Genomic DNA, 11,639 nt, shown 5'->3' with positions numbered 1-11,639 from the left:
CCGCACGGCTTCGGCTCGCGCACCGCGAGCCTCATCCCACCTGGTCCTGGAGGTATTCGGACAGCGCCCTGCCCGGTCGGAAAGCGGCCGTGCCGTCAGCGGTGTGGAAGCTGCCGAAGCTGCCCAGGTCGACCGTCTCGTCGGCCTTGAGCGCCTCGGCGATGGTCCCGGGGTGCTCCACGGTGCCGAAGAGGGTCTCCAGGACCCGGTCGATGTCCTCCGGGGCGAGCTGCCGGCCGCCGGGGAGCTCGGCGGCGCGGCGCGCCGTCATGCCGATGAGCTGCGCTTTGTTCATGGTCACACTCTCCGGGTCGGTCGCGACGGCGGTGACGCTTCCTGTCCACCCTCGCGGCAGCACGCGCCGTGCGCATCCCGGGGAGCACCGGGGGCGATCAGCGTGACGCGCGCGGGTGGGACGGCAGTGCGAACGTGGAGACGGAAGAGCGCCCGCATCCAGGACGGAGGACGGCCATGGCAGGCACCGGTGCAGAGGCCGGCGGTCGCGGGAGTCCGCTGCGCGGACGCGTCGCCGTGGTCACCGGGGCGGCCCGCGGGATCGGTGAGGCGCTCGCCGGCCGCCTCTCCCGCACCGGCATGCGGGTCGCCCTGCTGGGCCGTGAAGCGGAGACCCTGCACCGAGCGGCGGCCGCGCTGCCGTCCCCGACTGTCTGCGTCGAGGCAGACGTCACCGACCGCGCCGCGCTGGACCGTGCCGCCGAGCAGGTCGCCGAGCGATTCGGCCCCGCGAGCGTGGTCGTCGCCAACGCGGGCATCGCCGTCGGCGGGCCCTTCAGCCGGACGGCGGCCGACCTGTGGCAGCGGGTCATCGACGTCAACCTGGTCGGATCCGCCAACACGGCCAGGGCCTTCCTGCCGCAGCTGACCCGTACCGGTGGCTACTTCCTGCAGATCGCCTCCACCGCCGCGTTCGGCTCCGCGCCCATGATGAGTGCGTACTGCGCGTCCAAGGCGGGTGCGGAATCCTTCGCGCAGGCACTGCGCGGCGAGGTGGCCCCCGAGGGTGTCGGCGTCGGCATCGCCTACCTGCACTGGACCGGCACCGACATGATCAGCGGCATCGACGACCATCCCGTGCTGCGCGCACTGCGCCGGCACCAGCCGTGGTTCGCGCGCCGCGTGCACGCACCCGCGCAGGTGGCCGACTGGCTCACCACCGGGATCGTCCACCGGTCCCACTACATCTACGCGCCCCCGTGGCTGCGCTGGTGCCAGCCGCTGCGGCCGCTCTTCCCCGCGCTCGTCGGCCGGATCACGCGTCATGAGCTGATGGCCCGCTCCGGCACGCAACTCGGCGCGGACACGGGTGTGCTGGGGGCCGGCGGCCGCGCGGACTGGGACGCGTACACCGCGGCCGCGCGCCCGCCCGCACGACCACCCGAGTGAATCCCGTCAGTGGATTCCGTCCGCCGACTGCATCCCGTCGATGGATCCCGTCCGCCGACGCGACCGCCACCGCCCCGCTCGTGGCAGCTCCGCGGTCCCACCCGGGGCGGGGGCGGGATCAGCCGATGCCGAAGTGGACGTACTGCGGTTCCACGAATCTGCGCTCCCCGCCCCCTTGGAGCGTGTAACCGGAGGCCACCCACTCGGACTCCGCCGGGTGGTGCCGGTGGCAGGTGAGGTAGTCGCCCCAGGTGCCGGTGTCCGGACCCTGCGTGCTGTGACGGGTGAAGGCCAGACGCCATTCGGCGCCGTCACGGAAGCCGACGACGTGGCTCGGGTGCACGGGACCGCCGCCCAGGAACAGGCTCACACCGATGATCCCCTGGGCGTTGGGACATGCCGCCGGGTAGGCGTAGGCGGACTGCTGGTTCCAGATGTCCGGCTCCTCGACCAGGGCCTGCGTCGTGACGTCGACGACCGCGGCTTTGACGTACGGCACCGGGCGCCCGGCGCGTTCCGCGGCGGTCCACAGGAAGCCGGCGCGGGTCCCGCTCACCCAGGCGCCGGTGATCCTGGAATCGACGCGCTTGGCGAGCCAGTCCTTGCCGTCGGGCCCCCGAGAGCGGTAGGGCCCGGCACTCCAGGGGCTGACGGTGACGTCGAACCAACCGATGGTGTTCGAGCCGTCGGGCCAGCCGTGGACCCGTAGGACCGTGCCGCTGTTGTGGCCGGCGAAGAACATGCTGCCGCCCGCCCCCTGGGTGAGCCTCAGCGAACCGAGTTGCGTCGTGGACCACCACTGGTAGCCCAGGGAGTTCCCCGACCGGAGGGTGTCCAGGGGGAATTTGAAGACGAAGGCCCGCTGCCAGTCGTCGGCGGAATCGAAGGCGTTGAAGGTGAGGTAGAGGTGGTTCGCGCTGGTCGCCGCATCCGGGTAGTCGAACCACAGGTCCGTCCATGCGGGATCCAGTGAGACGGGGGCGATGTCCCACCAGTGGAAGGTGGCTGGATCGGTTCCCGGGGAGACCGCGACCCGGAAGACGTTGTTGCGGACGCCGGTGTGTGTGTCGTCGCGCACGATGTATTGCAGTATCCAGATCCAGATGTCGCGGCCGGCGTCGTGCAGGACGATCTGGTCGCAGCAGAACCCACCGGCTGCGGACGGGAGGACCGAGAAGGGGTCGACCAGTTCCCAGTCCTTGCCGGTGGTGGTACTGCGGCTGGCGAACCAGTTGCCGGTGACGAAGATTTCACCGCCGGCCGCCGCGGCGGTGGTCTCGTTGATGGTGCTGGTCTGGGTGCCCGTCGCACGGTCGTCCAGGCCGATGTTCTGAATGAGGCGAACTGATGCCATGGCTGCCGTCCTTCAGGGATGTCGCATCATCGCGGCGGGCCTACGGCTCGTCGGGTTCCGGCGTGGTACTGGGCTGTTCGTCGGGACTGACGTCTTCCGGAATGCTCTCGGGTGTCCCGCCTGGAGTGGGCCCCATGGGCTTGCGCCGCCCGGCGAACCTCTGTTCACGCTCGTCGAGCATCCGCTGCCGGTCCTCGGGCGGGACCGCGGACCGGGGTGCCCCCTCGAGGTCGGAGTGCGACTGCGCCGGACCGGCCTGGGTCAGGGCCGCGTCTTCGGCTTCGTATTCCCGGCTGCTGCGCGGTTCGTTCGGCATGGGGAGCCTCCTCGGTCGGGATGTCATGGTGTCCGGGACAGGCCGCGGACCCCGAGGATCCGCCGGAGTCGTTCATTCGGTCCGGGGCGCCCCGGCCCTGCGCCATTCGCTGCGTGCGAGCAGGGAGAAGCCGACCGTGGCAATCAGCGCGACCAGGACGATCGTCCATTCCAGCGCGCCGCTTCCCATGTCGGGATCGACGCCGAAAAGACGCTCGATCCAGTCACGCCAGAGAAGGGTGACGATGAATAGGATCCCGCTGACAGTAGCGGCGACGATTTCCATCCACGCTCGCGCGCGCACGTTTCGCATCATGATGGAGACCCCCGGTCATGACGTCCTATGTCATGTTGAACAATCCTTTACAGTAAACACCCGTGCGCGCTTTTATCACAACCCCCCGAGCTAGTCAACCATTTACTGCGACGTCTCCGGTATTTGCCCCGTCAACGACCGCTGGGTAAGTGTCGCCACCCAGCTGGTGAACCCTTTGGCGCGTGGCTGTTTCCCGTTCAAGGATTGCACGCGTAACACCATGGGGACGGCGCCCGCGCAGCACCGGACTGGCCGGCTACTCCAGGAATACGGGGCTGCCCCACTCCAGGAGTGTGGGGTCGCGGAAATCGTGCAGGGCTTCGGCGACCTCGGCACCGATACCGCGGTCCTGGAATCGGCGTGCCAGGTCGTGCCACCCCTCCTGCAAAGCGCACAGCGCCGCCGCGAAGGCTTCGCCGAAGCCGCTGCCGTCGGCCAGCTCGCAGGCCAGGAGCGCACCGAAGACCACGGCCGCGCCGCCGGGCACCGGCCACAGATGCCCGATGACGGCTTGCCCCGGTCCCGCGACCGAGCGGGCCAGGCCGAAGTCGTCGTACGGCCCCTGGGCGTTGGCCGCCGCACTGTCGCACGTGTTGAGGACGAGCAGGCGCCGCTCGGCCCTGACGGGAACGGACGCGGTCACGAGCTCGTCCAGCGGCACCTGCTCGGTGGGACCCAGCGCGATCGCGGAGTCGTCCGGGTCGAGCAGCGGGTGCCGCCCGTGCGCCGCCACCCAGATGACGTCGTGTTCGTCCTGCTGGTACGCGGCCAGGAAGTTCTTCCCGGTCACCTCGTCGGGGCCCACGACGTCGCACCGGATGCCCACGAAGGAGAAGACCTTCTCCAGCACGTCGGCCTCGGCACGCGTGAAGGGCGCCTCCCCGCACCACAGCTGAACGGATCCGACAGGCCGGTCCGGCAGCGGCGCGCGCAGGCTGACGGCGAGCGGCGGCACCGGACCCCGCCGACGCGCCAGCAGGGCCTGGACCGGTGTCAGAGCCGGCAGCAGGGAGACGAACGCCTTCGCGTGCTCGGCACGGGCGAACCGCTCCAGGTCGGCGGTGTCGAGGTAGGCCTCCAGCGCTGCTTCGAGCTCGGGAGCGTGCGCGCCGTCCAGGCGGCCGGTGGCGGGCACGGTCAGCGCGGCGTCGGTCAGTCCGTCCGATATGAGACTGCGGCCCAGGGCCGCGTTGAACGCTGCGGTCAGCCGCGCGAGCGGCACCTCGCCGTCACCCTCGGGAGCCGTCCGCGGCCGGTACCAGGCGCGGCTGCCCCCGGCGGCGAGAACGACGCACCGGTCGTGGCGCCGGTCGCCCGCCGCGACCCCGTGCCAGACGGACAGCCACTGCATCAGGCGTTCGTCATCACCCTCCCGCAGCAGCGCGTGCACCAGCGGCCCGGTCATGGAGAGCAACGTGCCCCGGTCCCGGGACAGCTGCGCCGCGACCTGCTCCTCCTCCACCAGACCGGCCACGGCCTCCAGCTGGGCGAGGACCTCGGGGAAGAACCGGGCCCGCTCCCCGGTGTCCATCCCTGCCGCCAGGATCGTCTTCAAGGACAGCGTGGTGAACGGGTTCACCCGCAAGCGGTCCAGCGCCCACCGGGCGATCGACACCGGCCGACGCCGGGTGATCGCAGGCCGCGCACCGGCGAGCAGGACCGCGAGCCCACCGGCGGAGGCACGGTCGGGATGCTCGTGCAGGCACGTCTCCAGCTGGTGGCCCAGTACGCGGGCCTCCCCGTGCCGCCGGTGCCGCAGCAGATAGGTCACCAGATGGGCCGCCGCCTCCACCCTCGGCTCGGGGCCCTCGGCGAGATCTTCCCGGCACACGGCGAACACGACCGGGCTGAGCCGTTCGGCCAGGTGATCCGCCGACCGAGCGTTGTTGTTCAGGTAGAACAGCACGGGTGCCAGCATGACCACGGCCGTGTGCGCCACCACCCCGAAACCCTCGTCCCGCAGGGCACGGTCCAGCGGTCGGAGATCGATCCCGGCGTCCACGGCGTCCGCGGGCACCGGAGGACCGAACGCACTGTGCAGCCACCGCCACATCACCAGCGGCTGCGCGTACTCGAACCCCCGCCGGGCCGGAACCCAGCACACCAGCATGGCCAGCACCACCCGCGCCGGCTCCGTGACCTTGTGCCCGGCTGTCTCCAGGCGCTCGATGTCGCCCAACAGCGCATGGGTGAACTGCTCCAGGTCGCGCGCCGACCTGCTCAGCCGCAACTGCACGCGGCGCAGCAGCATCGCGACGGCCACGACCGCCTGTGGCTCGGCCAGAGCATCCGCGTCCATCTGCGCTCCGGCCGGCAGGTGGACGCGCACAGAGGGGAACAGCTCGTCCAGCCGCACCGTACCCATCCCCACATCCCTCCCGGGCCCGACTCGCGGCCACTCCTCACCCGGCGGCCACGGCAGCACATCCTCGCACCCGTCGCACGGCTCGCCGTCGCCCGGTGGCGCGGCCCGGTGGGGGGCGGGGCGTCGGCGCGGAACGGACCGAGCCACGCGGGGTGGGGGGGGCCGGCCGGCCCGGCGGCGTCCCGCCCGGACCGCTTGCCCGCGCGTGAGGCCGTCGGTACGGCCGGGGCCGGTGTCGGGTGGTTGTCGGCGGCGGTCGGTGATCTGTCGGTGGTCTGTCGGCGCCGGCCGGGACATTGGAGGTGGCCGGAGCCGGCCGGCACCGGCCACCGGCATCACATCGTCCCGGCGTACCGCGACGGCACCCCGGCGTGAGCGCCGGGGCGGTCGGCGGTCCATGATCCGAAGGGAAGCCCTCATGCTCACCGACGTCACGATCCTCGGCGCCGGACTCGGCGGCCTCACGCTCGCCCGCGTCCTGCACGTCCACGGAATACCGGCCACGGTCCACGAGGCGGAGCCGTCCCCGGCTGCGCGCTCGCAGGGCGGGATGCTCGACATCCACGACTACAACGGGCAGCTCGCTCTGGAAGCGGCCGGCCTGACGGACGCGTTCCACGCCCTCGTCCTGGAGGGCCGCCAGGCGATGCGGGTCCTCGACACGGACGGGACCGTCCTGTTCGAGGAAGCCGACGACGGCACGGGCGGACGCCCCGAGGTGATGCGCGGCGAGCTGCGGCAGGTCCTGCTCGACTCACTCCCGGCCGGCACCGTCCGGTGGGGGCACAAGGCAAGGAGCACCCGCACCCTCGGCGAGGGCAGCCACGAAGTGACGTTCGCCGACGGCAGCACCGTCGTCACCAGCCTGCTGGTCGGCGCGGACGGCGCATGGTCACGGGTCCGGCCGCTGCTCACCACCGCCGTACCCGCGTACACCGGCAAGTCCGTCGTGGAGACGTACCTGTTCGACGCCGACACCCGGCATCCGGAAGCCGCCGAAACGGTCGGCGGCGGGTCGATGATGGCGCTCACACCGGGCAGGGAGCTCTTCGCCCACCGGGAAAAGGGCGACACGCTGCACGCCTACATCGGGCTGTCCGAGCCGCGGGACTGGTTCACCGCCATCGATTTCGCCGACGCCGCCGCGGCCACCGCGCGGATCGCGCAGGAGTTCGCGGGCTGGGCGCCGGAGCTCACCGCGCTGATCACCGACAGCGACGTCGCGCCGGTCCTGCGCCCCCTGTACGCCCTGCCGGCCGGGCACCGGTGGGAGCGGGTGCCGGGGGTGACCCTGATCGGCGACGCGGCCCACCTCGCGGCCCCGAACGGTGAAGGCGCCAACCTGGCCATGCTCGACGGCGCCGAACTCGGCCAGGCCCTCGCCGCGCACCCCGACGACGTCGAGGCCGCGCTCACCGCATACGAGCAGGGCATGTTCCCGCGCAGCGCCGAGGCCGCCGCCTCCCAGGCCGCCGACACGCACGGGACCGACTCCGCCGGCGACACGGTCCACCCCCTGGTGGCCGCCTTGACCCGGCACGAGCAGTCACGCTGAGGCGGTCGCCGGCGCTCGGTCCGGCTGCCGGCGAGGTCGGAGGATGCTCGTCGCCGGCTGGCCGGGGCCCTTTCGCGACCTTGACAACCGGTCACCGGAGCCTGGAGGCTACCGACCAGTCGGTATGAGAGGTGGGTCGTGACCGAGCTGAGCATTCCCACGGCCGCGGGCGTGTTCGACGCGCTGGTGGCCGGTCCGCCCGATGGCCGCCCCGTGCTGCTCCTGCACGGCTTCCCGCAGACGGGACTGGTGTGGCGACGGCAGATCGCGGCACTGGCCGCGCACGGCTGCCGGGTGGTCGCGCCCGACCAGCGCGGATACTCGCCTCGCGTCCGCCCCCAGCGGCCCGACGACTACCGCGTGAACCACCTCGTCGACGACGTCATCGCGATCACCGGGCAACTGGGCTGGGCGGCGTTCGACCTGGTCGGCCACGACTGGGGAGGCGCGGTGGCCTGGTGGACCGCGCATGCCCACCCCGGCCGCGTGCGCACCCTGACCGTGGTCTCGACCCCTCACCCCGGCGCCCTGGCCGCCACCCTGCGCACCGACCAGGACCAGCGCGCACGCTCGCGCTACATGATCGACTGGCGCGAGACACCCGCGACCGAAGAGCGCATGCTCGCCCACGACGCTCAGGAACTCCGCGCGTTCTACGCCGGCAAGGTCCCCCGGGACAGTGCCGAGGCCTACGTACGGCACCTGTCCCGGCCGGGCGCTCTCACCGCGGCGCTGAACTGGTACCGGGCCGGCCGCCCCGACGGTCCGATCGGCGTCGTCGACGTGCCCACGCTGTACGTGTGGAGCACGCAGGACAGCGCCTTCGGCCCGGCCGCCGCCCGGGATACCCGGCAGTGGGTCGACGGGCCGTACCGGTTCGAGATCCTCCAGGGCGTCAGCCACTGGGTCCCCGAAGAGGCACCCGAAACGCTGAGCGGTCTGCTGCTGGAACACCTGCGCACGCACGACGAGTTCGCGACCGCGGCGCACACACCGCTCGACGACCCCCCGAAGAGGTGACCCATGAAGACAGCGCGTGCGGCCTGGCGCCGCCTGGAGCCCGTCCACGCCATGATCTACTTCGCTCCCGAGGCGAAGCGACGGTACGCGGAGCTCGGACTCGGCGGACGCGCCGGGTACTTCGCCTCGCGTAGCGCCGCCTTCGGCGAAGCCTCCCCCGAGCTGGTCATCTCGACCTTCTACAACTTCAACCCCGACGTCGTACGCCGGTCGGTCGCCGGGACCTGGGACGTGACGACGCCGCAGCGGGTGCTGGACGCGCGGTACGCCGCGGCGGGCGAAGCCTTGCGGCGGGCGGGCATCCACGAACTGCCGCATCTGGACGACGTCCTGGCGTTGGCCCGCCGGGCGGCCGAGGCGGCCTGCGACCACGCGCAGGGCCGCCCGTTGTTCGCCGCGCACGCCGCGCTGCCGTGGCCGGAGGAGCCGGTGCTGCGGCTGTGGCACGCCCAGACGCTGCTCAGGGAGTTCCGTGGGGACGGCCATGTGGCGTGCCTGCTGAGCGAGGGTGTCGGGGGCCTGGAGGCCCTGGTCCTGCACGCCGCCACCGGTGAGGTCCCCGTCGACTTCCTCAAGGCGAGCCGCGCCTGGCCGGAGGACCGGTGGGCCGCGACCGTGGAGCGACTGCGCGAACGGAACCTGCTCGACGGCGACTTGCTCAGCGCGGAAGGCGTACGGCTGCGCGCGCACATCGAGGACCGCACCGACCGACTGGCCCTGCCCGCCTACACCGCCCTGGGCGACGCCGACTGTGACCGTCTGGCCGAACTCGCGAGCCCCTTCGGCCGCGCCGTCGTGGGAGCCGGCCTCCTCAACCCCGGCTGACCGCCGCCCCCGGTCGAGCAGACGAGCGGCGGCTGACCGCTGCCCCGGTCGAGCAGACGAGCGGGTCGAGGACACGGGGAGGCCCCCGGCCGTACGAGACGGCCGGGGGCCTCCCCGTGTGTGGACACGGCCCTATCCGGCCATTCCCCTACCGGCCGGTAGACACGGTCCGCCCTGAATGGAACGCTCCCTACAGACTGCGGGCGGTTCACGTGCCGTTCGCATCCCGCCGGGCCCGCCCCGGCCGGCCGCGCCGCTCGACCGTCCCACCGGACGCCGTCCGGCGCCGCCTCCCGCGCACGAGTCGCACCTCTGCACGCAGGAAGTCACCGGCGCCGGCCGAGTTCCGCCTCCCTTCCTCGCCGTAAGGAGCTCACTCATGTACGTCCGCACCAGCCCCGCGGCACTCACCGTCGTCGTCCTGGCCACGGCAGCGGCACTCGCCGCCCCCGGGGCCGAAGCCGTCGCCGAGGCGGCCGCCGAACCGGCGGAGTTCACCGTGGACACCACCTCCGACGCGGTCGATGCCGACCCGTCGGACGGCCTGTGCCGCACCACGACGGGCGCATGCAGCCTGCGCGCCGCCGTGATGGCGGCCAACGCCCGCCCGGGCAGCACCATCACGCTGCCCCCGGGCCACTACCGGCTGACCGTCCCGCCCGATCCCGACAAGGTCGTCGGAGAGCACCCCGACCCGGCCACGGGAGACCTGAACGTCAGCGCGCCCACCACGATCCGGGGCTCCGGCGCACGCACCACCGTCATCGACGCCAACCACCTGGACCGCGCCTTCCGCATGCAGGCGGACACCCGGCTGTCCGATCTGACGATCACCGGGGGAACGGCCAAGGAGCGCGAACTGCCCATCACCGACACCGGGGGCGGCGGCATCGCCAACGGACACCACATGACGCTGCGCCGGGTCGCCGTGACCGGGAACTCCGCGGGCTACGGCGGCGGCATCTTCAACGTCCCCGGCTCGCACCTGGACCTGATCGACAGCACCGTCAGCGGGAACGTCGCCGGAGAGGCCGGGGGCATCCGGTTCGACGACACCGGAACCGTCACCAACTCGACGGTCGCCGGCAACCGGGTGACGAACCCGGGCGACCGCCCCGGCAGCCTCGCCGGCTACGGCGGCGGGATCGACATCCGTGGCCGGGGCCCCGTGGAGATCCTCAACTCGACCGTCACCGGGAACAGTTCGAGTGACGGCGGAGGCGGCATCAACATCGCGCCCGCCTACCTCGACAGCCTGCCCTTCCCGCTCCCCGACGTCATCGATCTGCCGCTGGGCCGACTGACGTTGCGCAATTCCGTCGTCGCCGGCAACACCGTCGACGGCGAGGCCGCCGACTGCAAGAAGGCGTTCGCCACCATCGCCTCGCAGGGCCACAACATCGACGGTGACGGAAGCTGCCGGCTCACCGCCGCGGGCGACCTGCCCAGCCGTACGCCGCTGATCGGTCCGCTCGCCGACAACGGCGGCCCCACGGACACCGCCGCGCTGCTGCCGGGCAGCCCCGCCCTGGACGCGGCGGCCGACTGCCCGGCCACCGATCAGCGCGGGGTGGCCCGCCCGCAGGGCGCCGCCTGCGACATCGGCGCCTACGAGCACGCGTCATGACATTCCGGCTTCCCGCAGGCACTTCGCGGGGGAGACCTGCGAGGACGGTGCCGCACGACGCGAGCGCGGCCGGCCGGTCCGCCGAGCGCGCACGGGGATGCCCCGCCGAGTGCCGTACGTGTACGTCAGCTTGGACCGGCGCCCCCGCCCGGGGCCCCGTGGACCGGAACGCCGTGGTGAGCCGCGAGCGCCAGCAGGGCGACGTGCAGCGGACCGGTGTCCAGGACGGTGTCCGGCGCGAACCAGCGGGCGACGGCGGTGCCGCTCGCCATCCGAAGGGTGAAGCGCGCCAGTTCCTCCGCGACCTCCGGGCGGTCGGCCAGCCCGAAGACGGCGCTCAGTGACTCCTCGGCCCAGGCCACCAGCGCGTTGCGGTAGTGGTGTACCTCGGCCACGGCCGCCGCGCTGGCGTCCTGCTGCACCATGCCCAGCCCCAGCAGCAGCTTCAGACCGTGCGGGTGGCGCCGGAAGGCCCCCTCGACCTCCACGAGGAAGGCGTTCAGGCGCCGCCCCACGTCGGCACCCTGCGCCCCGGCCGGGGGCAGGGCCGCCAGCAGCGCCGTCCTGGCGCGCTCCAGCACCGCGACGTAGATCCCGTCCTTGCTGCCGAAGTGCCAGTAGAGGGAGCTGGCCGGCAGACCGCACGCGGTGGAGATCATGGAAATGGACGTGGCGGCATAGCCGTACCGCGACATCAGCTCGCCGGCGGTGTCGAGGATCGCGTCGCGGGACCGTGCGCCGCGGTCCCGGGCCGGTGCCTGCGTCATACAGCCGACTCTAGGCGAGAAGCCGCACGCGCGAACAGGGCGGCCCCGGGGGAGCGGCACCGCTTCCCGTCTCCCTGCCGCTCGAGCCCGC

At 72.5% G+C, this 11,639-nt stretch carries 11 protein-coding genes; 5 read left to right on the top strand and 6 right to left on the bottom strand.

Features of this window, described 5'->3' with window-relative positions; genetic code table 11:
- Positions 1–31: 31 nt before the first annotated feature.
- A complete protein-coding gene (locus ABZ576_RS19645; RefSeq protein ID WP_360741825.1) occupies positions 32–295 on the bottom strand; it encodes a hypothetical protein in 264 nt (87 codons plus the stop codon).
- A 176-nt stretch (positions 296–471) separates the two neighbouring features.
- Here ABZ576_RS19645 and ABZ576_RS19640 point away from each other — a divergent pair, with 176 nt between their 5' ends.
- Positions 472–1,404 carry an SDR family oxidoreductase gene (locus ABZ576_RS19640; RefSeq protein WP_360741822.1) on the top strand — a complete coding sequence of 311 codons (933 nt, stop codon included), beginning with the start codon at positions 472–474 and terminating at the stop codon, positions 1,402–1,404.
- Positions 1,405–1,522: 118 nt separating this feature from the next.
- Here ABZ576_RS19640 and ABZ576_RS19635 read toward each other — a convergent pair whose 3' ends face one another.
- From ABZ576_RS19635 to ABZ576_RS19620, 4 genes are all read right to left on the bottom strand, one after another.
- The gene (locus ABZ576_RS19635; RefSeq protein WP_360741819.1) at positions 1,523–2,758 is read right to left on the bottom strand and encodes a hypothetical protein; all 1,236 of its coding nucleotides are present in this window, start codon (positions 2,756–2,758) and stop codon (positions 1,523–1,525) included.
- A gap of 40 nt (positions 2,759–2,798) precedes the next feature.
- Positions 2,799–3,074 carry a hypothetical protein gene (locus tag ABZ576_RS19630; protein WP_360741816.1) on the bottom strand — a complete coding sequence of 92 codons (276 nt, stop codon included), beginning with the start codon at positions 3,072–3,074 and terminating at the stop codon, positions 2,799–2,801.
- Between the two features lie 72 nt (positions 3,075–3,146).
- The gene (locus tag ABZ576_RS19625; RefSeq protein ID WP_360742119.1) at positions 3,147–3,386 is read right to left on the bottom strand and encodes an ABC transporter permease; all 240 of its coding nucleotides are present in this window, start codon (positions 3,384–3,386) and stop codon (positions 3,147–3,149) included.
- Positions 3,387–3,645: 259 nt separating this feature from the next.
- Positions 3,646–5,754: a CHAT domain-containing protein gene (locus tag ABZ576_RS19620; RefSeq protein ID WP_360741813.1), complete on the bottom strand. Its 2,109-nt coding sequence runs from the start codon at positions 5,752–5,754 to the stop codon at positions 3,646–3,648.
- Positions 5,755–6,172: 418 nt separating this feature from the next.
- Between ABZ576_RS19620 and ABZ576_RS19615 the strand changes: the two genes are divergently transcribed.
- The 4 genes from ABZ576_RS19615 to ABZ576_RS19600 all read left to right on the top strand — a co-directional run bounded on the left by ABZ576_RS19615 (position 6,173) and on the right by ABZ576_RS19600 (position 10,781).
- Positions 6,173–7,309, top strand: coding sequence for an NAD(P)/FAD-dependent oxidoreductase (locus ABZ576_RS19615; protein ID WP_360741810.1), 1,137 nt, complete (start codon positions 6,173–6,175; stop codon positions 7,307–7,309).
- 138 nt (positions 7,310–7,447) lie between these two features.
- Entirely contained in the window at positions 7,448–8,329 is an 882-nt protein-coding gene (locus ABZ576_RS19610; protein ID WP_360741807.1) for an alpha/beta hydrolase, read from the top strand.
- 3 nt (positions 8,330–8,332) lie between these two features.
- Complete coding sequence (locus ABZ576_RS19605; protein WP_360741804.1) at positions 8,333–9,154, top strand: hypothetical protein; 822 nt, start codon at positions 8,333–8,335, stop codon at positions 9,152–9,154.
- Positions 9,155–9,533: 379 nt separating this feature from the next.
- Positions 9,534–10,781 (top strand): choice-of-anchor Q domain-containing protein, encoded by a 1,248-nt coding sequence (locus tag ABZ576_RS19600; protein ID WP_360741801.1) that lies wholly within the window; start codon positions 9,534–9,536, stop codon positions 10,779–10,781.
- 125 nt (positions 10,782–10,906) lie between these two features.
- Here ABZ576_RS19600 and ABZ576_RS19595 read toward each other — a convergent pair whose 3' ends face one another.
- On the bottom strand, positions 10,907–11,548 hold the full coding sequence (locus ABZ576_RS19595; protein WP_360741798.1) for a TetR/AcrR family transcriptional regulator: 642 nt from the start codon (positions 11,546–11,548) through the stop codon (positions 10,907–10,909).
- Positions 11,549–11,639 lie beyond the last annotated feature (91 nt).

This window comes from Streptomyces sp. NPDC013455, assembly GCF_040632975.1.
In the GTDB taxonomy this organism is placed as follows: Bacteria; Actinomycetota; Actinomycetes; order Streptomycetales; family Streptomycetaceae; genus Streptomyces.
This window is presented reverse-complemented; position numbering and strand designations above follow the sequence as displayed.